The sequence below is a fragment of the uncultured Bacillus sp. genome, assembly GCF_958411575.1.
Classification (GTDB): Bacteria; Bacillota; Bacilli; order Bacillales; family Bacillaceae; genus Bacillus; species Bacillus spizizenii.
In genome coordinates this window covers 251303-274389 of the sequence record NZ_CATYRA010000005.1, presented here as the reverse complement: position 1 = coordinate 274389, position 23087 = coordinate 251303, and the positions used below count along the sequence as shown (strand labels likewise).

General features: G+C 43.8%; 23 protein-coding genes and 1 pseudogene. 9 read left to right on the top strand and 15 right to left on the bottom strand.

Going from position 1 to position 23087, the window contains the following annotated elements; genetic code table 11:
• Positions 1-11: 11 nt before the first annotated feature.
• Positions 12-1646, bottom strand: coding sequence for a M20/M25/M40 family metallo-hydrolase (locus Q5C82_RS10885; RefSeq protein WP_003226519.1), 1635 nt, complete (start codon positions 1644-1646; stop codon positions 12-14).
• A gap of 173 nt (positions 1647-1819) precedes the next feature.
• On the opposite strand from Q5C82_RS10885, the gene namA reads away from it, so the two are divergent.
• Together namA and Q5C82_RS10875 are read left to right on the top strand one after the other, a co-directional pair.
• On the top strand, positions 1820-2836 hold the full coding sequence (gene namA, locus Q5C82_RS10880) for an NADPH dehydrogenase NamA (RefSeq protein WP_003226517.1): 1017 nt from the start codon (positions 1820-1822) through the stop codon (positions 2834-2836).
• A gap of 109 nt (positions 2837-2945) precedes the next feature.
• Complete coding sequence (locus tag Q5C82_RS10875; RefSeq protein WP_003226515.1) at positions 2946-3707, top strand: alpha/beta fold hydrolase; 762 nt, start codon at positions 2946-2948, stop codon at positions 3705-3707.
• A gap of 62 nt (positions 3708-3769) precedes the next feature.
• Here the strand turns inward: Q5C82_RS10875 and Q5C82_RS10870 are convergent.
• The 3 genes and pseudogenes from Q5C82_RS10870 to rnz form a co-directional block, all read right to left on the bottom strand.
• Positions 3770-4951, bottom strand: a pseudogene (locus Q5C82_RS10870) (IS3 family transposase).
• 101 nt (positions 4952-5052) lie between these two features.
• Positions 5053-5202, bottom strand: a complete 150-nt coding sequence (rpmG, locus tag Q5C82_RS10865; protein WP_003226511.1) for a 50S ribosomal protein L33 — start codon at positions 5200-5202, stop codon at positions 5053-5055.
• A gap of 79 nt (positions 5203-5281) precedes the next feature.
• Positions 5282-6205: a ribonuclease Z gene (gene rnz, locus Q5C82_RS10860; protein ID WP_003226509.1), complete on the bottom strand. Its 924-nt coding sequence runs from the start codon at positions 6203-6205 to the stop codon at positions 5282-5284.
• Positions 6206-6430: 225 nt separating this feature from the next.
• Here rnz and zwf point away from each other — a divergent pair, with 225 nt between their 5' ends.
• Positions 6431-7900, top strand: a complete 1470-nt coding sequence (zwf, locus tag Q5C82_RS10855) for a glucose-6-phosphate dehydrogenase (protein WP_003226507.1) — start codon at positions 6431-6433, stop codon at positions 7898-7900.
• Positions 7901-8031: 131 nt separating this feature from the next.
• Here the strand turns inward: zwf and gndA are convergent, their stop codons facing one another.
• Both gndA and Q5C82_RS10845 read right to left on the bottom strand, forming a co-directional pair.
• On the bottom strand, positions 8032-9441 hold the full coding sequence (gndA, locus tag Q5C82_RS10850) for an NADP-dependent phosphogluconate dehydrogenase (protein ID WP_003226506.1): 1410 nt from the start codon (positions 9439-9441) through the stop codon (positions 8032-8034).
• Between the two features lie 110 nt (positions 9442-9551).
• Positions 9552-10796 carry a DNA polymerase IV gene (locus tag Q5C82_RS10845; RefSeq protein WP_003226504.1) on the bottom strand — a complete coding sequence of 415 codons (1245 nt, stop codon included), beginning with the start codon at positions 10794-10796 and terminating at the stop codon, positions 9552-9554.
• Positions 10797-10868: 72 nt separating this feature from the next.
• Between Q5C82_RS10845 and mifM the strand changes: the two genes are divergently transcribed.
• The 3 genes from mifM to Q5C82_RS10830 all read left to right on the top strand — a co-directional run bounded on the left by mifM (position 10869) and on the right by Q5C82_RS10830 (position 12907).
• Entirely contained in the window at positions 10869-11156 is a 288-nt protein-coding gene (gene mifM, locus Q5C82_RS10840; RefSeq protein WP_079996619.1) for a membrane protein insertion/folding monitor MifM, read from the top strand.
• A gap of 30 nt (positions 11157-11186) precedes the next feature.
• Positions 11187-12014: a membrane protein insertase YidC gene (locus Q5C82_RS10835; RefSeq protein ID WP_003226499.1), complete on the top strand. Its 828-nt coding sequence runs from the start codon at positions 11187-11189 to the stop codon at positions 12012-12014.
• Positions 12015-12178: 164 nt separating this feature from the next.
• A complete protein-coding gene (locus Q5C82_RS10830; protein WP_003226497.1) occupies positions 12179-12907 on the top strand; it encodes a YqjF family protein in 729 nt (242 codons plus the stop codon).
• 48 nt (positions 12908-12955) lie between these two features.
• Here Q5C82_RS10830 and Q5C82_RS10825 read toward each other — a convergent pair whose 3' ends face one another.
• The 3 genes from Q5C82_RS10825 to mce are packed head-to-tail and all read right to left on the bottom strand — an operon-like array spanning position 12956 to position 16027.
• Positions 12956-14071: a tripeptidase T gene (locus Q5C82_RS10825; protein WP_003226495.1), complete on the bottom strand. Its 1116-nt coding sequence runs from the start codon at positions 14069-14071 to the stop codon at positions 12956-12958.
• A gap of 17 nt (positions 14072-14088) precedes the next feature.
• Positions 14089-15612 carry an acyl-CoA carboxylase subunit beta gene (locus tag Q5C82_RS10820; protein ID WP_079996622.1) on the bottom strand — a complete coding sequence of 508 codons (1524 nt, stop codon included), beginning with the start codon at positions 15610-15612 and terminating at the stop codon, positions 14089-14091.
• The gene (gene mce / locus Q5C82_RS10815; RefSeq protein WP_003226491.1) at positions 15605-16027 is read right to left on the bottom strand and encodes a methylmalonyl-CoA epimerase; all 423 of its coding nucleotides are present in this window, start codon (positions 16025-16027) and stop codon (positions 15605-15607) included. The genes Q5C82_RS10820 and mce overlap by 8 nt, the downstream gene beginning before the upstream one ends.
• Positions 16028-16116: 89 nt before the next feature.
• On the opposite strand from mce, the gene prli42 reads away from it, so the two are divergent.
• The gene (prli42, locus tag Q5C82_RS10810) at positions 16117-16209 is read left to right on the top strand and encodes a stressosome-associated protein Prli42 (protein ID WP_003226489.1); all 93 of its coding nucleotides are present in this window, start codon (positions 16117-16119) and stop codon (positions 16207-16209) included.
• Positions 16210-16229: 20 nt separating this feature from the next.
• Here prli42 and Q5C82_RS10805 read toward each other — a convergent pair whose 3' ends face one another.
• From Q5C82_RS10805 to brxB, 6 genes are all read right to left on the bottom strand, one after another.
• Positions 16230-16760 carry a L,D-transpeptidase gene (locus Q5C82_RS10805; RefSeq protein WP_003226487.1) on the bottom strand — a complete coding sequence of 177 codons (531 nt, stop codon included), beginning with the start codon at positions 16758-16760 and terminating at the stop codon, positions 16230-16232.
• 51 nt (positions 16761-16811) lie between these two features.
• Positions 16812-17780 (bottom strand): aromatic acid exporter family protein, encoded by a 969-nt coding sequence (locus tag Q5C82_RS10800; protein WP_003226485.1) that lies wholly within the window; start codon positions 17778-17780, stop codon positions 16812-16814.
• Between the two features lie 72 nt (positions 17781-17852).
• Positions 17853-18575, bottom strand: coding sequence for an arginine ABC transporter ATP-binding protein ArtR (gene artR, locus Q5C82_RS10795; protein WP_003226483.1), 723 nt, complete (start codon positions 18573-18575; stop codon positions 17853-17855).
• Positions 18568-19227 (bottom strand): arginine ABC transporter permease ArtQ, encoded by a 660-nt coding sequence (artQ, locus tag Q5C82_RS10790; protein ID WP_003226481.1) that lies wholly within the window; start codon positions 19225-19227, stop codon positions 18568-18570. The genes artR and artQ overlap by 8 nt, the downstream gene beginning before the upstream one ends.
• A 78-nt stretch (positions 19228-19305) precedes the next feature.
• On the bottom strand, positions 19306-20073 hold the full coding sequence (artP, locus tag Q5C82_RS10785) for an arginine ABC transporter substrate-binding protein ArtP (RefSeq protein WP_003226480.1): 768 nt from the start codon (positions 20071-20073) through the stop codon (positions 19306-19308).
• Positions 20074-20340: 267 nt separating this feature from the next.
• Positions 20341-20778, bottom strand: a complete 438-nt coding sequence (gene brxB, locus Q5C82_RS10780; protein ID WP_003226477.1) for a bacilliredoxin BrxB — start codon at positions 20776-20778, stop codon at positions 20341-20343.
• A gap of 158 nt (positions 20779-20936) precedes the next feature.
• Here brxB and Q5C82_RS10775 point away from each other — a divergent pair, with 158 nt between their 5' ends.
• Both Q5C82_RS10775 and bmr read left to right on the top strand, forming a co-directional pair.
• Positions 20937-21821 carry a YegS/Rv2252/BmrU family lipid kinase gene (locus Q5C82_RS10775; RefSeq protein WP_003226475.1) on the top strand — a complete coding sequence of 295 codons (885 nt, stop codon included), beginning with the start codon at positions 20937-20939 and terminating at the stop codon, positions 21819-21821.
• 81 nt (positions 21822-21902) lie between these two features.
• On the top strand, positions 21903-23072 hold the full coding sequence (gene bmr / locus Q5C82_RS10770; protein ID WP_003226474.1) for a multidrug efflux MFS transporter Bmr: 1170 nt from the start codon (positions 21903-21905) through the stop codon (positions 23070-23072).
• Positions 23073-23087: the final 15 nt, after the last annotated feature.

The following is a 23087-nucleotide window of genomic DNA, read 5'->3' as shown; positions in this document are numbered from 1 at the left end:
TTTTGTGTTTCCTAAAACAGCTGGCCGGCAGTTTCTGATTGTTTTAATAGTGCGGAGATTGTAAATGAAAGCAAGTCCGGAAGCACTTCAAAGGAATAAGGCATATACAGTCTTTCCGTCCATTTGTGCGGGTCTTTTCCAGCCGGACCTACATTTAAAACCGGTACATATAAAGCCTGATCTCTACCGCTTGGCAGTGAATATCCTCTGTTAAAGAGCGGCATATTGCTTGTGTACGCATCAACCTCCTGCTTTTCCAGCTGTAGATAGCTTAAGTCTGAAAGTCCGGGGAAATACTGAACCTCCCGTAGCGCTATGCCGTACCTGGCAGCAGCATAATGCATAAGCTGATCAGCTGTATTCCTGATCAATGGATCGTCCTTTGAAGAAACCGCCGGATAAAACGGCGGGCTGTAAAAAAGAACAATGAGCGGCGTATCCTCCTTACAAAGCGAAGCAAGCTCAGATACAATTTGGGTCGAAAAATCCCTGTCTCCGAGATCTCCCCTATTGGAAAAGGCATAATTAAGAACCCGCTCGGTTTCCGAGTTTCCAACACGCTTTTTTGCACGCGCGACCAGCTCATCAAATGTCAAAACAGTGACGGTGCGTTCAATCGGCTGAAATGACTCAAATTGCTGAAAATCCTGTGTTTTCTTTCGAATGTTCTCGGTTATTTCCTCCGCCGCCTGTTCTGCGGTTTTAAGCAGCATCTGATGCAGCTCACTGGCCGACCGTTTCATTGACAGCACATTAAATAACGTGACAGCTGTATGCGGTGTCTGAACTGAATATGCCTCTTTTAAGTCCTTTTGCATTAAATTTACCGGCGGTGGAGTGACTTCACCATCAACCTTTTCGCAATAATCCGCATTCAGTTCGAGCAAGCGGTTCATCTCAGATACCATTAAATTTGCGTTTATGCCTGAAAACGGCTCTCCGACATGGGTTTCAATCCCCTTGCAGAAAAATCCCGCAAGCACCTTGCCAATGCTTCCTGTATAAAAATATTGCTGCTGGTCGCCGGGAAATTTTTCAAACATCGGTTCAGCATTCAGGCAAGCGGTTAATGTGATATCATGCTTTTTCTCCATTTCCTTCAGTGTAGGAACGGCTTCAATCATGCCTCTTGAATTCACTTCCTCGTCGGGAACGGTAATCAACAGCAAATTGCCCTCAAATTGGCCGTTCATTGCCCGCTCCAGCATCGACAGCTGAACGGCAAGCCCCGCCTTCATATCCATCGTCCCTCTTCCGAACAGCCAGTCGCCGCTTTCAGCATCTTTTCGCACATGCTCTGGAAGCAGCTCTTTTTTCTCTAAAAAAGAGCTCAAAAGCTCAGCAGGCTTACAGGCCATATGTTTGAATTCTCCGTAATCCTCTATGTCTACGACATCAAAATGGCTCAGTAAAAGGACTGTCTTTTTGACATTCTTCTTTTTGACAAGAGCCGTAAGAAAGGATCTGCCGTCGTCCATCGGATGAAGTGTTACATCATCAGGATGTTTTTGAAAATAAGGCTTGTCCTTCAAAATAAAATAAAGATATTCTGCAAGCGCTGCCTCTCCCTTCGAACCAGTGATGCTTTCGTATTGCACAAGAGAAGTTAAAAGGGTCAGCAATTCGTCCTTCGTCTGCCAATTCATCGATCTCCGCCCCCTCCTATGTATAAAAACGCTTCTAAACTGAAAAATAAAATGATTCCCTGTCTATTATACAGAAATGGTTGACAAAAACGGATCTTTTGAGCAGTTTATATGACGGGAAAGAAATGACTTGATATAATCAATCTCTAAAAACCTTACGGGAGGCGAAAGAAATGGCCAGAAAATTATTCACACCTATTACAATTAAGGATATGACGTTAAAAAACCGCATCGTTATGTCGCCAATGTGCATGTATTCTTCTCATGAAAAGGACGGAAAATTGACGCCGTTCCACATGGCACATTACATATCTCGAGCAATCGGCCAGGTCGGGCTGATTATTGTGGAGGCATCAGCGGTGAATCCTCAAGGACGAATCACAGACCAAGACTTAGGAATTTGGAGCGATGAGCAAATCGAAGGCTTTGCCAAACTGGCTGAGCAGGTCAAAGAACAAGGCTCAAAAATCGGCATTCAACTTGCCCATGCCGGACGTAAAGCAGAGCTTGAAGGAGATATTTTCGCTCCATCGGCGATTGCGTTTGACGAACAATCAGCAACACCTGTAGAAATGTCAGCAGAAAAAATAAAAGAAACGATCCAGGAGTTCAAACAAGCGGCAGTCCGCGCAAAAGAAGCCGGCTTTGATGTGATTGAAATTCATGCGGCGCACGGATATTTAATTCACGAATTTCTATCTCCGCTTTCCAATCACCGCACAGATGAATACGGCGGCTCACCAGAAAACCGCTATCGTTTCTTAAGAGAAGTCATCGATGAAGTCAAACAAGTGTGGGACGGCCCTTTATTTGTCCGTGTTTCTGCTTCTGACTATACAGACAAAGGCTTAGACATCGCCGACCACATCGGGTTTGCAAAATGGATGAAGGAGCAAGGTGTTGATTTAATTGACTGCAGTTCAGGCGCCCTTGTTCAAGCAGACATTAACGTATTCCCTGGCTATCAGGTCAGCTTCGCTGAGAAAATCCGTGAACAAGCTGACATGGCAACTGGTGCTGTCGGCATGATTACAAACGGTTCAATGGCTGAAGAAATTCTGCAAAATGGACGTGCCGACCTCATCTTTATCGGCAGAGAGCTTTTGCGTGATCCATTCTTTGCAAGAACTGCTGCGAAACAGCTCAATACAGAGATTCCAGCCCCTGTTCAATACGAAAGAGGCTGGTAATGCCCATAAGAGATATCCTCAACCGGATATCTCTTTTTTTATTTTTAGAGAAACGATCAGCTCAGGTTCTCCGTCTCCCTAGTAGAACCAATTAGAGGAGATGACTCCAATGAACTCAGCTTGGATAGAAAAGACATATAAGATTGACGGATGTTCATTGCATACACAACACCGGAGAGGATCAAGCGGTGTAACGATTGTCTTTGAGGCCGGCTACGGTACTTCTTCTGAGACATGGAAACCATTAATGGCGGACATTGATGATGAATTTGGCATTTTCACATATGATCGGGCAGGAATAGGGAAAAGCGGGCAAAGCAGAGCTAAACGAACAGCTGAACAAAAGGTGAAAGAATTGGAGAGTTTGCTTAAAGCAGCAGATGTAAAACCTCCATATCTGGCTGTTTCACATTCATACGGAGCTGTCATCACCGGTTTATGGGCCTGCAAAAACAGGTGCGATATTATCGGCATGGTCCTCCTTGATCCAGCTTTAGGAGATTGCGCAAGCTCCTCCTTTATTCCTGAAGAAATGCAAAAAGCATATACAAGAAAGATAATGCTTGAGGGTACACATGCAGAGTTTTCTAGAAGCTTGCAGGAACTCAAACAGCGGCAAGTCCATTTAGGGAACATGCCTCTCATTGTACTGTCATCAGGTGAACGGACTGAGAAATTCGCTGCTGAACAGGAGTGGCAAAACCTGCACACCAGCATCTTGTCTTTTTCGAACCAAAGCAGCTGGATTCAAGCTAAAAACAGCTCGCACAACATTCATCATGATGAACCTCATATCGTTCATTTGGCTATTTATGACGTATGGTGCGCAGCGTGCCAGCAGGCCGCTCCTCTTTACCAGGCAGTCAATTAACATAAAAAAGACCTGGCCGTAAAACTGGTCTTACCCCTGTCAAGTAGACAGCCACAAAAAGCCTAAGCAACCAGTGTGTTACGGTATTCTACCGGTGCACACTGGTTTAATTTTTTCTGGAATCGTTCGTGATTATAGAATTTAATGTAATCTTCAATGCTCTTGTGGAGCTCTTTTTCGGTTTGACACGTTGAAAAATATGCATTCTCTGTTTTGAGATGCGAGAAAAACCATTCGATACAGGCATTATCTAGGCAGTTTGCCTTACGGGAATGGCTGCCTTTCAAACCAACGGTTTCGAGTCGCTTTTGATATGCTTTTGTTGTGTATTGGAAGCCTTGGTCAGAATGGAGGATAGCTCCTTGGACGTCCCGTTGGGCTGTCATACTTTCCACTGTCTTCATGACCAGTTCAAGATCATTTCGTTTTGACAGCTTCCATGCGACAATCTCATTGTTGTAAAGATCTTGTACGGCAGAAAGGTAATAGAATCGCTGTCCACAAGCAATATAGGTAATATCGGTCACATATAGATGGTTAGGTCGATTGGTTTGAAATTCTCGGTTAAGCCGGTTTGGTAGGACAACCGATGCCTGTCTTCCAAAATAACGTCGTTTTTTTCGAATGATCGATTGAATGTTCATCTCTTTCATCGATCTGTAAACACGCTTATGGTTGATCGAAAAGCCTTCTTTCTTTGAAAGCGATGGTAATCCGAGGATAGCCATAGAAGGGACGTGAATGGTGAATCGCCATGATGTGTTCCTGCTCTCTCTGTTGCCTTGCCATTCGAATTCTTTGAGCCTTGCGCCATTTATAGTACCCGGACCGTGACACTTTGGCGATACACACCAACCACGTAATCGGATAACGGTCCTTCAATTCGTGAACAGCTTCAAAACGTGCTGTCTTCAAAATCCGTCCTCCCCATGCAGATTTGGATAAAGCTTTTTTAGATATTCAACCTGTGCCTTTAAATAATCTCGTTCTTCCTCGACACTTTTAAACGTTTTCTTAGGGCGTCCAATAAAAGGATTGTCTGACTTTGTATCTTTTCCCCTTTGATCTTCAAAAGACTTGCCCTCACGATATTTTTTCACCCAATTTTTGAGCTGGGTTGAACTCCGGAGCCCTAATTCTTCAGATAATAGGTGATAGCTTTTGTTTCCTTCCTCATACATTTTGACAGCTTTCATCTTGAATTCTTTGGTATAGTGCTGAAAGTGTTGTCCTTTTCGCGCCATAAAAAATCCCCTCCAAGTATAGTGTAACAGCCACTTTTGAAAAGTGGGCTTTTTACACTGTCTACTTAGAGGGGATAATATCAAACGCCCGGTCTTTTTTGTTATTTTGTTTCACGATGAAGGGTATATTTCTTTAAACGCGGTGAATATTTTTTCAGCTCTAAACGGTCTGGGTTGGTGCGTTTATTTTTTGTTGTGATGTAATTTCGGTCTCCCGTTTCAGTGCAGGCTAAAGTAACATTGACTCTCATATTAACATCTCCTTATAAAGCGTAATGATTACGTTTTATTATACAACGTAATTACAATTTGTCAAATAAGAGCTCTCCTTCAGCCCCGCGGGACGCTTACCTCTAAGAAATCATACGCTGCCACGCTGTTTGGAAAAACGTCAGCCGCTTCTTTTTGAAGCTCCAGAGAGGCATCTCCCTGATATCTGGCGCTGATATGGGTTAAAATGAGCTTCTTCACCCCGGCTTCTTTCGCTGTTACAGCTGCTTGTTCCGTCGTACTGTGAAAATAATCGTAAGCAAGTTTCCGATCTCCCTTAGCAAAGGTCGCTTCATGAACAAGCACATCACAATCTCTTGCAAGCTCTTTTAGCTTGTCACTTACTCTCGTATCTCCGGAAAGCACAACAGCTCTTCCCTTTTTAGGAGGCTCCAGAAAATCATTCCCATTGATGATGCGTCCGTCTTCAAGCGTTACCGTTTCCCCTTTTTTGATTCTTTGATACACAGGTCCAGGCGGGATTTTCATTTCTTTTAATACATCCGCCTTTAAGGAACCCGGCACATCTTTTTCCTGCACACGGTACCCGAAAGCTTCTACTCCATGAATAACAGATACTGCTGTGACTATAAACTGATCGTCTTCAAACACGATTCCTTCTTCGATTTCCTTGATCACAAGCGGGTATGTCAAATGGGTTTTCGTGACGGCAAGGCTTGTTTCAATAAACAGCTTGATCCCTTTAGGTCCGTACACCGTCAGCTCGTCCTCTCCCCCTTGAAAGGAACGGCTCCCCAGAAGCCCCGGAAGCCCGTATACATGATCGCCGTGCATGTGGGTAATGAAGATTTTTTCTATTTTACGAGGTTTAATCGTTGTATGTAAAATTTGATGCTGCGTTGCTTCCCCGCAGTCAAACAGCCATACCGAACGCCTTTCTTCAAGCAATTTTAATGCCACCGACGTTACGTTTCTCGTCTTAGCGGGAATGCCGGCTCCCGTCCCTAAAAAAAGTAATTCCACGTTTCCTTCCTCCTACTAGAACTAGTTACCTACAAGAATACAGGATCAGGCGCAAAATGTGAATCTTGCCTCTGAGAGGAACAATCCTTTCGTTCTAGAAACATTTTTACGGCATTCTGCAAAAAAAGGGCTTAAATGTTTGCTTTCGTTGAATTTTAGATTTAAAATGAAGGAAATATACGGGGTGTACTAAAATAAAGCTTCGAATAAAGTGAGGTACTTTTAGTGAAAACAAACCAACAACCAAAAGCAGTAATTGTTATATTCGGTGCAACTGGAGATTTAGCAAAACGAAAACTGTATCCGTCTATTCACCGTTTATATCAAAACGGACAAATCGGAGAAGAGTTTGCAGTTGTAGGAGTTGGAAGAAGACCATGGTCCAATGAGGACCTTCGCCAAACCGTTAAAACATCCATTTCCTCATCTGCAGATAAACATATAGATGATTTCACGTCTCATTTTTACTATCACCCGTTTGACGTGACAAACCCTGGCTCTTATCAAGAGCTTAACGTATTGCTTAACCAGTTGGAAGATACATATCAAATTCCGAACAACAGAATGTTCTACCTAGCAATGGCTCCTGAATTCTTCGGGACAATTGCAAAAACATTAAAATCAGAAGGTGTTACAGCAACAACAGGCTGGTCCCGCCTTGTCATTGAAAAGCCGTTCGGCCATGATCTGCCAAGCGCACAGGCACTAAACAAAGAAATCCGCGAAGCATTTACGGAAGATCAAATTTACAGAATCGACCATTATCTAGGCAAACAAATGGTTCAGAACATTGAAGTGATTCGATTTGCCAATGCGATTTTCGAACCGCTTTGGACAAACCGCTACATCTCAAACATTCAAATCACATCTAGCGAATCACTTGGCGTCGAAGACCGTGCAAGATATTACGAAAAATCAGGCGCCCTGCGCGACATGGTACAAAACCACATTATGCAGATGGTTGCCCTTCTTGCAATGGAGCCGCCGATCAAATTGAACACAGAAGAAATCAGAAGCGAAAAAGTAAAGGTTCTGAGAGCACTGCGCCCTATTGCAAAAGACGAAGTGGATGAGTACTTTGTGCGCGGACAATATCAAGCCGGTGAAATTGACGGTGTGCCGGTTCCTGCTTATACGGATGAAGATAATGTCGCTCCTGACTCAAATACAGAAACCTTTGTTGCAGGCAAGCTCTTGATCGACAACTTCAGATGGGCCGGTGTTCCATTCTATATCCGCACCGGAAAACGAATGAAAGAAAAGTCCACAAAAATCGTCGTTCAATTTAAGGACATTCCAATGAACCTGTACTACGGCAATGAAAACAACATGAATCCAAACTTGCTTGTCATCCATATTCAGCCTGACGAAGGCATTACGCTATACTTAAACGCTAAAAAGCTTGGCGGAGCAGCACATGCACAGCCTATCAAACTCGATTACTGCAGCAATTGCAATGACGAGTTGAACACCCCTGAAGCGTATGAAAAATTAATTCATGACTGTCTTCTTGGAGATGCAACAAACTTTGCACACTGGGATGAAGTTGCCCTTTCTTGGAACTTTGTTGATTCCATTTCTGAAACATGGGCAGCAAACAAAATCTTGTCTCCTAACTACGAGTCAGGCTCTATGGGACCGAAAGAATCAGATGATCTTTTGGCGAAAGACGGCTTGCACTGGTGGAATATATAATACGAAAAAGCCGAAAATGCTTGTGAGCATTTTCGGCTTTTTTCAGCTGTCAAGACTGCCTTATCCCTTAAGACATACTAACATTCAATAAAAAACCCCCAAAGCTTTAAGGCTTCGGGGGTTTCTATTGATTACTTCATCCATTCAGTATGGAAGATACCTTCTTTATCTGTACGCTCATAAGTATGGGCGCCAAAGTAGTCACGCTGCGCTTGGATTAAGTTTGCAGGCAGGACAGCTGTGCGGTAGCTGTCATAGTAAGCTAATGCGCTTGAGAATGACGGCACTGGCACACCTTGGGCAACTGCAAGTGAAATCACTTGGCGAAGCGCTCCTTGGTAGCTTTCTACAATATTTTTGAAATAGCTGTCAAGAAGAAGGTTGTCAAGCTCAGGTTCGCGATCGTAAGCTTCTTTGATCTTCTGAAGGAACGCTGCGCGGATGATGCAGCCGCCGCGGAAGATCATAGCGATTTCGCCATATTTCAGATCCCAGTTATATTCTTCGGAAGCAGCTTTCATTTGGGCAAATCCTTGCGCGTAAGAACAGATTTTACTCATGAACAGCGCTTTTCTGACCGCTTCAATCAGCTCTTCTTTATTTTCTGTTACAGGCTTCACGTCTGGTCCTGAAAGAAGCCCGCTCGCTTTCACACGCTCTTCCTTCATAGCTGAGATAAAGCGCGCGAATACAGACTCAGTAATAATCGGAAGCGGAACACCTAAGTCAAGCGCGCTTTGGCTTGTCCATTTTCCTGTTCCTTTTTGTCCTGCTTTATCAAGAATCACATCAACAAGCGGTTTGCCTGTCTCTTCGTCTTTTTTTGTGAAGATGTCAGCTGTAATCTCAATCAGGTAACTGTCAAGCTCGCCTTTATTCCATTCAGCGAAAACTTCATGAAGCTCATCAGCTGAAAGGCCTAGCACCTGTTTCAAAATGAAGTAAGATTCAGAGATCAACTGCATATCTCCGTATTCAATACCGTTATGCACCATTTTTACGTAATGGCCGGCACCGTCTGGACCGATATATGTCGTACAAGGTTCTCCGTCAACTTTTGCAGAAATCGCTTCAAGAATCGGCTTCACAAGCTCATGTGCTTCTTTTTGTCCGCCAGGCATGATAGAAGGCCCTTTAAGCGCTCCTTCTTCTCCGCCCGAAACACCTGTTCCGATAAAGTGAATGCCGCTTTCAGCGAGTTCTTTGTTACGGCGCTGTGTGTCTTTATAGTATGTATTTCCGCCGTCAATTAAAATATCATCCTTCTCTAGATGAGGAAGAAGAGATTGAATTGTCGCATCTGTTGCAGTTCCCGCTTTAACCATTAATAAGATTTTGCGCGGTGTTTCCAAGGATTGGACAAACTCTTCAATGCTGTACGTGCCAACAACATTTTTTCCTTTTGCCTCCTGCAAAAACTCCTCAGTTTTACTGCTTGATCTGTTGTAAACAGAAACAGAAAATCCCCGGCTTTCGATATTTAAAGCCAGATTTTTACCCATGACCGCAAGTCCGATAACTCCGATTTGTTGTTTTGACATATTCTAACGTCCCTTCTGCAAACGTTTTAATCATTTTAAAATTTAAATTAAAATAAAATGATATTTATAATAAAGAAATTACCATACTTTCACCCTTTTTTTCAAGCTATTCAACTTTTCTTTTCATCCTGAAAAAAATCTTTATTAAAGCTTGTACCCTTCGTTTTGCTCTCCTCTTTTATTACCCTTGCCCCTTTTCTGATCAGCTTGGATCCGTACTTTTCATTCAGCTTTTCCATCATCTGCTGAATGGGCTCATCTTTCGCATCTTCTTTAAAACTGAACAAATCAAGCTGTTTATAAGCCTGTTCTTTTTCTACTAAATCCGTTCCGGTAATGCCAAGCAGCCTGACAGGATTTTTATTCCAATGTTTAAAAAAGAGGTGCTCCGCTTCTTTCATAATTTCATTTTTTTGATCGATCGGATTTTTCAGCGTGATGCTTCTGGTGATGGTTTTCCAATCTGCATATCTAATCATAATAAACAGCTTCGAAGCCATGACTTCCTTGCGCTGTAAGCGGTCACTCACGGAAGCGGCAAGCTTTCTGAAAACGCCTAACAGCTCTTCTTCATCACTGGAATCATGTGAAAGTGTCGATGAGTTTCCGACGCTTTTAAATTCGTAAATGCGCTCCGGGTCAACTGGCGCATGGTGAATGCCATTTGCTTTATTTTTAAGGCGCGGCCCATTGATGCCAAGCAGACGCTTCAGCGAGTGTTCATCAGCTGCAGCTAACTCTCCAATCGTATGGATGCCGAGTCCCTTCAGCTTTTCCGCTGTCTTTTTGCCAACTCCGTGCATCTCTCCCACTGGAAGAGGCCAAAGGATATCAGGCACTTGTCTCTTTCTTAAAATCGTGATGCCAAGCGGTTTTTTCATATCAGACGCCATCTTTGCGAGAAATTTATTCGGCGCGATCCCTATGCTTGACGGAAGCAGCAGCTCTTTTTGCAGCCTGCTTTGGATTTCTTTTGCTGTCTCCAGAGCGTGGCTGCTGTATGGTGTATCGGTCATGTCCATATAGCCTTCGTCGATGGAGACGGGCTCCACCAGGTCAGTATATTCGCGGAGAATGTTAAACATCGCTCTTGAAGAGCTTCTATAGCGGTCAAAGTTCGGCGGAAGAACGATAAGCTCAGGACAATTGCGCTTCGCTTCCCAAACCGGCATCGTTGTTTTGACGCCGCGCGCTCTTGCTTCGTAGCTGCATGTTACCACGATGCCCTTTCGCTCCTTTACGTTTCCGGCAACTGCGACCGGCTTCCCCCGGAGAGCCGGATCATATGCCATTTCCACCGATGCATAGAAGCTATTCATATCAATATGGAAAATAATTCGGCTCTTTCCCTGCATAAACAAATCTCCTTTTCGTTCATTAGACAACGGCTTGTACATATAGTAAAATGAAGGTATTGAATGGATGTGATTACAATGTTTGTGGAATCGATAAATGACGTTTTATTCTTAGTCGATTTTTTCACAATTATTCTTCCGGCTCTGACGGCAATCGGGATTGCATTCCTCTTACGAGAGTGCCGTGCCGGCGAGCACTGGAAATCAAAACGAACAGATGAACATCAGACGGTCTTTCAAATTAACCGAACAGACTTTCTTATTATTATATATCATCGCATTACAACTTGGATACGTAAAGTCTTCCGCATGAATTCGCCTGTGAACGATGATGAAGACGCCAGTTCCCTTCTTTTATAAACCGCATTTATAAAAAGGAGGAGAACAAAATTGTTAAAAACATATCAAAAACTTTTGGCTATGGGTATCTTTTTGATCGTATTATGCTCGGGCAATGCTGCGTTTGCGGCGACTCATCAGGTGGGAGGCCTCAGCAACGTCGGTTTTTTCCACGATTATTTAATCGAACCGTTTTCCGCTCTGCTTAAGGGTGTTGCCGGGCTGTTTCACGGAGAATACGGACTGTCTATTATTCTCGTCACCATTATTGTGCGTGTCGTTGTACTGCCTTTGTTTGTCAATCAGTTTAAAAAACAGCGCATATTCCAAGAGAAAATGGCAGTTATTAAACCTCAGGTTGACAGCATTCAGGCCAAATTGAAAAAAACGAAGGACCCGGAAAAGCAAAAAGAACTGCAAATGGAAATGATGAAGCTGTATCAAGAACACAATATCAATCCGCTTGCCATGGGATGCCTCCCAATGCTGATTCAGTTTCCTATTGTGATTGGGTTTTATTACGCGATTCGCTCTACACCTGAAATTGCGTCACATTCGTTTTTATGGTTCAGTTTAGGACAATCTGACATTCTCGTGTCTCTTAGTGCGGGAGCTATGTACTTTATCCAAGCCTATGTCGCTCAAAAACTGAGCGCGAAATATTCCGCTGTCCCGCAAAATCCGGCGGCGCAGCAATCCGCAAAATTGATGGTGTTCATCTTCCCAGTGATGATGACGATTTTCTCACTTAATGTTCCGGCAGCTCTTCCGCTGTACTGGTTCACAAGCGGGCTGTTCCTGACAGTACAAAACATCGTCCTTCAGATGACACATCATAAAACTAAAAAAACCGCCGCTCTTACTGAGCCGGTGAAATAATGAAACAACCCCGAGCGAAAAGCCGGGGTTGTTTTTTTGTTTCGTCGCACCCTTTTCTGTCAATGGCTAAGGCGAAAGTGGCCACCCTAAAAAACAGCCGTATCGTTTAAAAAGCAAGAAATCGGGAATACCTTTACTCACATCCAAATGAAAGGAAGATATACGTGACGGAACGCTTTCAGCAAAAAAATATTTCTGTTCCTGAGGGAATGTGGATCATGAGACAAACATGGAATGATGTCTTATTTGCACACTGGCCTGTTGATGTTTCTATCCTTCGGGCTATGGTTCCGCCGGTTTTAGAGTTAGATACATATAACGGACAAGCTTGGATCAGCATGCTTCCCTTTATGCTCACAAACCTGAGGGCGCGTTTTCTCCCTGCCATTCCCGGTGCACGTGCATTTCCTGAGCTTAACCTCCGCACCTATGTCACGTATAAAGGCAAGCCCGGCATTTATTTTTTCAGTTTAGATGCTGATCATCGGCTGGCGGTCCTGGGCGCTCGCACGTTCTTTCATCTGCCTTATTTTTACGCGGATATGAAAGCCGAAAAAAACGGTGATCGCATTGACTATGTCAGCAAGCGGAAAAATGACAAAGAAGCAGCATTCCACGCCGCATACCGGCCCATTTCAGCTCCTTTTACAGCAGAAAAGGATTCGCTCGATTACTGGCTGACAGAACGGTATAGACTCTATACTACCAATCAAAACAAACTCTATTACGAAGACATCCATCATCATCCTTGGCTGCTACAAAATGCCGAGGCCGAGTTTTCGGTTAATACGGTAGCTGAAGCCCACGACATATCATTGCCAGATTCAGACCCTTTGCTTCATTACGCTAAGAAACAAGACGTGTTATTTTGGCAGCTTAGGCAATGGCGCTGAATGCAAGAAAAAAACCCGATGCGGGCAAGCGCACTCGGGTTTTCATTTTTATTTTGCCGCCTCTTCAATAATGGCAACAACCATTTCTGCCGTTTTAACGAGCTCTTCGATCGGCATTTTTTCATTTTTTGTATGGATTTGCTCATAACCGACAGCAAGATTGACCGTCGGGATGCCATGACCAGCGATTACGTTCGCGTCGCTTCCGCCGCCGCTCGTTTGCAGCTCGCTTGGACGTCCGATTTTAGCTGCCGCTTTTTTCGCGATTTCAACAACTTGGTCGCCGTCTTGATATTTGAAGCCTGGATACATGACTTCAATTTCGACTTCTGCGCGGCCGCCCATATCAGCAGCGGCCGCTTCAAAAGCAGCTTTCATTTTTTGAACCTGAGCTTCCATCTTCTCAGGAACTAAAGAGCGTGCTTCAGCAAGAATATGGACTTCGTCGCATACAATGTTTGTTTGTGTGCCGCCTTCAAACCGGCCGATGTTTGCTGTTGTTTCTTCATCGATGCGGCCCAATGGCATTTTTGAAATAGCTTTGCTAGCGATTGTTATGGCTGAAATGCCTTTCTCAGGTTCAACCCCGGCGTGTGCGGTTTTCCCGTAAATTGCCGCTCTTACCTTCGCTTGTGTCGGCGCAGCCACAATGATATTTCCGACTTTCCCATCTGAGTCAAGGGCATAGCCGTAGGATGCTGTGATCATAGAACGGTCAAGTGCCTTCGCTCCGATCAGACCAGATTCCTCACCAACTGTGATGATGAATTCAATCGTTCCGTGCTCAATGTTTTCTTCTTTCAGCACTTTAATTGCTTCAAACATGGCAGCCAGCCCCGCTTTATCATCAGCGCCTAAAATCGTAGTGCCGTCTGTTTTGACATAACCGTTCTCTACAACCGGTTTTACGCCGTTTCCAGGTACAACTGTGTCCATATGAGATGTAAAATAAATTGTATCTGTTTGTTTTGTTCCTTTTAATGTGCAGATCAGATTTCCGGCTCCGTGGCCAGTGATGTCCATTGTATCGTCTTCTTTGACGTCCACACCTAAATCAGAAAATTTTTGTTTCAGCACTTTGCAGATTTCTGCTTCGTGTTTTGTTTCTGAGTCAATTTGGACAAGTTCTAAAAATTCTTCCAGCAGGCGTTTTTCATTCACCATTTGTAAGTCCCTCCATGTTAAAGCGGTATGTTACCGTGCTTTTTTTTCGGTCTCTCTTCTGTCTTATGTGCAAGCATGTGAAACGCTTGAATCAGTCTTTTCCTTGATTCTTCCGGCAAAATGATGTCATCGACCATTCCGCAGGCCGCCGCTTTGTATGGGCCAGCGTTTTGCTTTTTGTATTCAGCTGTTTTTTCGCGTTTTGTCTTTTGCGGGTCGGCTGAAGCTTTTATTTCCTTTTCATACAAAATCGAAACCGCACCTTCTGGCCCCATCACTGCGATTTCAGCATTCGGCCATGCAAACACAAGATCCGCTCCGATCGCTTTGCTGTTCATAGCGACATATGCACCGCCGTACGCTTTTCTGATAATAAGCGTTACTTTTGGGACGGTCGCTTCTGCATAGGCAAACAATAACTTTGCTCCGTGCCTGATAATTCCGTTATGCTCCTGCTGAACACCGGGCAGAAACCCTGGAACATCCTCGACAGTTAGCAGCGGGATATCAAATGCATCACAAAAACGGATGAACCTTGCTGCTTTATCAGCAGCGTCAATCGTCAGGCTGCCCGCCAGGTGCTTTGGCTGGCTCGCAACGATGCCGATCGTTTTTTCACCCATCCTTGCAAACCCGATGACAATGTTTTTCGCAAAAAACGGCTGAATCTCAAAAAAAGACTGCGGATCAGCCAGCTCCTTAATCACCGTCCGAACATCATACGGCTTTGTCGTGTCAGCGGGCACGAGTCGGTTTAATAACGGTCTGGAGGCCTCTTTCTCTGGCTTCGTCGCTGCTTTCTGGCCATTCAGCGGCAAATAAGACAGCAGTTTTTTCACTCCTGTCAGAACCTCCTTCTCCGTATGTCCGGAAAAGTGGGCGTTTCCGCTGACGGCATTATGTATTCCGGCTCCGCCTAAGCTCTCCGCATCAACCTGTTCTCCTGTCACTTTTTCAATCACCTTTGGCCCGGTAATAAACATCCGGCCGGTCTGTTCAGCCATAAATATAAAATCTGTGAGTGCCGGAGAATATACAGCGCCTCCAGCACACGGCCCTAAAATAACCGATATTTGCGGAATGACTCCGGAATATAAGACGTTTCGGTAAAATATGTGACCGTATCCATCTAATGATACCACACCCTCTTGAATTCTCGCACCACCTGAGTCATTCAGCCCGATAATCGGCGCCTTATTTTTTGCTGCCAGGTCCATCAGAGCGCAGATTTTTTTGGCATGGGTTTCGCCAAGCGCCCCGCCGAATACTGTGAAGTCTTGTGCAAATACATATACAGAGCGGCCGTCAATTGTCCCGTACCCTGTCACGACCCCATCCCCTAAAATGCGCTGTTCTTTTGTTAACACTTGACTTTCCATGAAAGGATGCAGCTCGATAAAGCTGTCCTGATCAAGAAGAAACGTGATCCTTTCCCGAGCGGTGAGCTTTCCCTTTTGCCGCTGCTGGGCCAGCTTTTCATGTCCTCCGCCTTGTTCTGCCTGCCCGCGTCTCGTGTATAAATGATCGATATGCTCATTCATGTTCATTGGTTTGGTCTCCTTTCGGTTCGCAAAGTTCTACAAGAACGCCGTTTGTTTCCCGCGGCGAAAGAAATGCAATCTTTTTCCCGTTTGCTCCCTGTCTCGGATACCTGTCAATCAATTGAACTTTCCGGTCAGACAATGCTTGAAGCTTTTCAGATAGGCTGTTGCACAAAAACGCAATATGATGAAGCCCCTGCCCTTTCTTCTCCAAAAATAAACGGACGGGGCTGTCAGCTGTCAACGGCTCTATCAGCTCCAGCTTGACACTTCCAGCTTGAAAAAAAGCAACATTCGCCTTTTGTTCTTCAACCGTTTCTTGATGAAGAAACGCAAGCCCCAATATATCCTCATAAAAGCTTCTCGCTTCTTCTATCGAAAAAACGGCTATCCCGATATGGTCAAGCCTGTTCATTTTTATCCCTGCTTTCCGCCAATAGATATCGCTTGTCCGCCCATTCAAAACACGCTAAAATATAGACAGATTGTCTAAGGAGTGAAATCATGTCTCAAAAACTGATGAAAAGTGTTTTGATTGTGATTTTGGGAGTTTTTATTCTTTCAACTGTACTCTCAGGAATCGTCATGTTTTTATAACGATAAAAAAGCAGGCGGCCTTATTGAATGGGAACATCCTGCTTTTTTATCAGAGCTTTATGCTCAATGGCAATCTCCTCAAAAGAGCGGGTGTCGTCCGTAATCAGCACTCTCGTTCCTACCGGAATCGTTTGAAACAGATGAACGACCTCATTGTTATGCATACGTATACAGCCGTTAGACACAAATTTTCCTATTGAGTCTTCCCGGTTTGTCCCGTGAATTCCGTAAATCCGCCCGTCTGTTCCTTTCGCGTCAAATCCGATCCACCTTGCCCCAAGCGGATTGTCAGGAGATCCCCCTTCAATACTTTTCTTTCTGTAGTAAGGATTCACCGCTTTTACCGTTACCGAAAATTCCCCTTCAGGCGTCAGATCGTCTGTTTTTCCGGTCGCCACGCTGTACACGCCTTCTACTTTATTGTCGAGGATGACAGCTAGTTCGTTTGTTCTCTTGTTGACAATGACATACGGATCGCCCGGCAACGGATTTTCGCCAAGCGGCCAAATCGGAGAAATCATCATAAAAATCGAACATAAGAAAAAACGCATAAGCTCCTCCTTTTTCATTAGGTTGACCAATGAAGGAAGAGCTCATGCGAATCATGCGAGTGATTTTTGCGCTTTTATTCCTTTAAAATAACTTTTGATTACTAAATATTGTTCCATTTCCCCGAGAAGATGAAAGAGAGCGGCTCTTGCTTCAAATTCCTCTCTTGTCGCCGGGAGCGGCATCTCCTCAAATTCTTTTCTCATATCAGCAAGTCTTTTCAGAAATTTGTATGCTGTATTTCCCGGGTGTATCGCTTCCCGCAAATCGTGAATAAATTCAGCGATCATTTTTCCCTGATCCACCGTAATAGAGATAGAAGTCACTTTAGGGAGAAGGCGTTCGATAATTTCAAATTGCTTTTCTCTCATTTTAAAATAATGATAATGCAGATTTTCGTAGCGCAGAATGTGGTTTTGCACATCACGGTATGCCAGGTTTTTCGCCTCCGTAATGAGCTGGTGTGTTTCCGGAATTTCTTTTCCAGTCCAATCTTGCTCACCAGTTAACAAATACCGCTCTATTTCCGCGAAAATGACAGCAAAGTTATCCTCTATCTTTTTGCGATAAGCAATCAGCTTCCGGTCAAGGCTCGGCATATACAAGTTCATCAAAAGGGCGACACCGATACCAACTGTAATCAACTGAACTTCATTCCAAATGAAAGCAAGCGTAATGCCACCGGACATGTACAGATGAAGGATGATAACTGAACTGGTGACAATTCCCTCGTTAATTTTTAAGAGGACGGTTATCGGAATGAATATCAAGAGAAGCGCTCCGATAACAAACGGGTGATAGCCAATTAACTCGAAAAAGAGATACGAAAAAAGAATTGCCAGACAGCATGCCGCAAAGCGGGCCCACGATGCCTGAAGCGACCGTTTTTGTGTGATTTGAATGCACAAAATGGTGATAATTCCTGCTGAGGCGAAGTTTTGCAAATGCAATAGCTGGCTTATATAAATAGCCAAAGCTGTTCCAAGCGCGGTCTTTATTGTGCGGTAACCAATTTTAAACATGTCGGACTCCATTTCTATTTGTTTCTTCAATAAAAAAGAAGAAGCGATCAGCCTTCTTCTTTTTTCTATATTCTATAATATTTTCTCTAAAAAGTCCTGCGCTCTTTTGGATTTTGGCGAAAGAAAAAATTCTTTCGGATTGCCGTCCTCGACAATCATTCCTTGATCCATAAATAACACGCGGTCAGCCACTTCTTTTGCGAAACCCATTTCATGCGTGACAATCACCATGGTCATACCGGTTTCGACCAGTTCTTTCATCACCTGGAGCACTTCTTTGACCATCTCCGGATCAAGAGCAGAGGTCGGTTCGTCAAACAGCATGATTTCCGGATTCATTGCAAGGGCCCGGGCGATGGCGACACGCTGTTTTTGTCCGCCAGACAAGCGGTTTGGATAGTCATTTCTCTTTTCAAACAAACCGACTTTGCGGAGCAGTTCTTCGGCTTTTTCCTGTGCAGCCTGTTTTGATTCTTTTTTGACATTGACAGGCGCGTACATGATATTTTCAAGAACCGTTTTGTGCGGAAAGAGATGAAAATGCTGAAAAACCATCCCGATGTTTTCCCGGACCTTTAATGTGTTGGTTTTCGCCTTCGTGATCTCCTTGTCTTTGATTGTAATGGTTCCGCCGTTAGGCTTCTCCAACAGGTTTAAACAGCGAAGGAACGTTGATTTGCCTGAGCCTGAAGGGCCGATTACGGCAACAACTTCACCTTCGGCGATTGTTGTTGAAATGTTTTTTAATACTTCGTGTTTCCCAAATGATTTTGACAGCTTTTCAATCTTAATCATTGGATTTCAGCTTCCTTTCCACAGCCTTGCCGATAAACGTTAAAATCAGGACAAGCACATAATAAATCAATCCGGCGATAATGAGCGGCTCAAGGTAATTATAAGTAGCGGCGCCAGATTGATAAGCGCGTCTCATGACATCACCAAGCCCGATGACGGTGACGATCGCCGATTCTTTTGTTAACGTAATTAATTCATTTACAATTGCAGGTGATATATTTTTGAAGGCCTGCGGCAATAGCAGATCCTTCATCATTTTTCCGTACGGGACACCGAGTGCGACAGCCGCCTCTTTTTGCCCTTTATCAATGGCGTTGATTCCGGCTCTGATAATTTCCGAAACATAAGCGGCGGAATTCAATGATAATGCGACAACCGCCGCCCAAAACTGGTCAATTTGAAAGCCGAGCAGCTGCGGAAGCCCGAAATAGACAATCATAAGCTGCAGCACTAAAGGCGTACCGCGGAACACTGATGTATAAAAATCAGCGATCCAGATCAGCGGGCGGAACGTGCTGATCTTGCATAAGCTTAGCACAATACCGAGTATCAGTCCGATAATGGCTGATACGATAACAATTTTTAAAGTAATTGCCAAGCCTTCTAATATAAAAGGAATTTGGGGGATCGTTGCTGAAAAATCCAAATTCATAGTCTTTGTCTCCTTTTCTTACGGAAAAAAGATTTCCTATTCAATAAAAAGGCTCAACGAAAAAGTTGAGCCGCTTTTTTACTTCTCGCCAGTGAACCATTTCTTCTTCAATTTCTCGAGCTCTCCGTTATCTTCCATTTCCTTGAGCGCTTTATTGAATTTGTCTGTCAGTTCACTGTCCTTTCTGAAAGCAATCGCTGAACCGGCTTCCTCCGCTTTCGCATCAGGAATCACGAAGCCTTGCAAGTCGTCATTTGATTTGAAATACCCTTCTGCTACCATGTCTTCAATAATCGCGGCATCAAAGCGGTCAGATTTGATTTCCTGCACTAAATCAGAAATTCTGTTGCGGTCTTCTGTTTGAAAACCATATTCCGGAGAAAGCTCTTTCCCCTTCTCTTCCTGAATAGAGCCAAGCTGAACGCCGACTGTTTTTCCTTTAAGGTCTTTCAGAGATGTAATGCCGCTGTCTTTTTTGCTGACAATCATATGGTTCGCTGTGTAGTACACATCGGAAAAATCAACTTGTTTTTTACGCTCAGGCGTCGGTGTCATTCCTGACAGAACCAGATCCACCTGTTTTGATTTCAGCGCTGTAATTAAGCTGTTGAAGTCCATATCCTGCACTTCAATTTCATAGCCAGTCTTCTTCGCCAGCGCTTTTGCCAAATCTACATCAAAGCCGACAATATTATCGCCTTCTTTATATTCAAACGGTTTGTAATCCGCCGAAGTACCCATAATTATTTTTTTCTTGCCGCTTTCTGAACCTGAACTGCTTGAGCCGCAAGCAGATAATGCAAAGGTGATGCACGCAGCTACAAGTAATAAGAGCCATTTTTTCATGATCCATTTCCCCCATATTCATTACTTTTAGTGTATTTGAATATTTATTCGTTAATTTGTATTTTAAACAGTTTCTTATTTTTATGCAATACTATTTTTAAAAATTATCTTCAAGCTTATTTTCCCACGGTCTCTTTTTGATATTACTAGATAAAAATAGATTCATTGCATAATCAGATTGAATAATCTCTTAATATTTATTCATATCTCTTTGGGATTTTATGCATAAAAAAACCCGGATCCGCTTAGGCACCCGGGTTTTTCGTCTTATACTTCTTCACAATATTCTTCAAAGGCTTCTTGCAGCTTTGCCACTACTGCCATCGGCTCATGGCCTTCAATTTCATGGCGCTCTACCATTTTCATGATTTTTCCGTCTTTCAAAATCGCAAAAGACGGAGAAGATGGGGGATATCCTTCAAAATAGTCACGCGCTCGCGCTGTCGCTTCTTTATCCTGTCCGGCAAAGACGGTAACAAGCTGGTCAGGTCTTTTATCATAGTGAACGGAATGGTAAGCAGCCGGTCTTGCAATTCCTCCGGCGCATCCGCAAACAGAGTTTACCATGACTAACGTCGTTCCTTTTTTCGTAAGTGCCTCATCCACCTCTTCAGCGGTTTTCAGCTCAGTGTATCCGGCAGCAGTAATTTCTTGTCTCGCTTGGCGGACAATATCATTCATAAATAAATTAAAGTCCATGTTCAATGAAGACCTCTCCTTTTTCATCATCTGTTCTTATGATAGCAAGGAAACGTCCATATCGGCAAATAACATTGCTTGGCGTACACTTTTTTGGTCTTCGTTTACAGCTTACAGAAAAAGGGGATTATATAACCAGATGTTAAATAAAGGAGCAGTTTTGTATGAGTCATCGGAAAGCGTTACTAATTCATAACGGAAATGCCGGCAACAAACATATAGAAAAAGCGTTAGGGGCTGTGGTACCGGTATTATCACAAGCTTTAGATGAGGTGATCGTTAGACAGACAAAGAAAAAAGACGATGCGTATTATTTTTGCCAATCCATTGATGATTCTGTCGACACCGTCTTTATTCTCGGCGGCGACGGTACAGTCCATCAATGCATTAATGGCATCAGCGCTTTAGAAAGAAAGCCAGCGGTCGGGATTTTGCCCGGCGGAACGTGCAATGACTTTTCAAGAGTGCTGGGCATCCCTCAAAATCTTGCAAAGGCGGCGGAAGCACTTGTATCAGGAAAAAAAACAAGCGTAGATGTATGTCAGATGAACGAGCGTTATTTTTTAAATTTCTGGGGGATCGGTCTGATTACAGAAACGTCGAATCAAATCAACGAAACCTCAAAAGCATTATTGGGAAAAATCAGCTATTATACAAGTGCACTCCGAACAGTCTCATCTGCCGGATCGTTTCCGATGACATTAAAAATTGATGGAAAAGAAATTAAAGAAGAAGCCGTTATGCTGCTTGTCATGAATGGACAATACATTGGAACGAACCGAATTCCCCTGCCGGATGCCAGTATAGATGACGGCTTACTCGATATCCTCATTTGCCGCAGCACCAATCTCTCCGCATTGCGGGAGCTGATGAGCATGGAACAGGGCACAATTGATCGTTTTACCGGAGAGCTGTCCTATATCCAGGCCTCTCGAGTCGAAATTGAAACGGACACTGTCAAAAAGGTTGATACAGATGGAGAAATCTATACTCATACGCCCGCGGTGATTCAAGTCCTCCCGCGGCACATTGATATGCTAGTCCCGTAAAGATTTTGTAAATCCGTTGACTCTCCTCTAAGAGGAGGCCTTAGAGTATAAGGGATACACTTTCGAAAAAGGGGAAGTTACATGGAGAAACAAAATATCACCTTAACAATATTATTAACCAATTTATTTATTGCGTTTTTGGGGATCGGACTTGTGATCCCAGTAACACCTACCATTATGAATGAACTGCATCTATCGGGCACTGCGGTCGGCTATATGGTTGCATGCTTCGCTGTTACACAGCTCATTATTTCACCAATAGGCGGAAGATGGGTTGACCGCTTCGGACGTAAAATTATGATCGTGATCGGCCTGTTTTTCTTTAGTGTTTCGGAGTTTTTATTCGGCATCGGACAAACAGTTGAGGTTTTATTTATCTCCCGTATGCTTGGCGGTGTCAGCGCTGCCTTTATTATGCCTGGGGTCACGGCTTTTATCGCGGATATCACGACCATTAAAACGCGGCCGAAAGCGCTAGGTTATATGTCAGCTGCTATTTCAACGGGCTTTATTATCGGTCCTGGCATCGGGGGATTTTTAGCGGAAATCTATTCCCGTTTGCCTTTTTTCTTTGCGGCAGCCTTTGCCTTGCTGGCAGCCATTTTATCAATATTCACGCTGCGCGAGCCGGAACGAAATCCTGATAATCAGGACATAAAAGGTCAGAAGACAGGGTTCAAACGGATTTTTGCACCCATGTATTTCATTGCTTTTCTGATTATCTTGATTTCGTCTTTCGGTTTAGCGTCATTTGAATCTTTATTTGCGTTATTCGTTGACCATAAATTCGGATTTACAGCCAGCGACATTGCTATTATGATTACAGGAGGAGCGATTGTTGGCGCCATTACGCAAGTCGTCTTATTCGACCGCTTTACAAGGTGGTTTGGCGAAATCCGTTTAATTCGGTATAGCTTAATTCTCTCGACGAGCCTGGTATTCTTGATGACATTCGTGAATTCTTATGTTGCGATTCTGCTAGTTACAGTCACCGTATTTGTCGGATTTGATCTCATGCGGCCTGCGGTAACGACTTATCTGTCAAAGATTGCTGGGAATGAACAGGGGTTCGCCGGCGGTATGAATTCAATGTTTACAAGTATTGGAAATGTGTTCGGGCCTATTATCGGCGGAATGCTGTTCGATATCGATGTAAACTACCCATTCTACTTTGCAACGGTAGCTTTAGCCATAGGCATTGCGCTGACCATTGCTTGGAAAGCGCCTGCACATCTAAAAGCCAGCACATAATAAAAAGCGTATTCT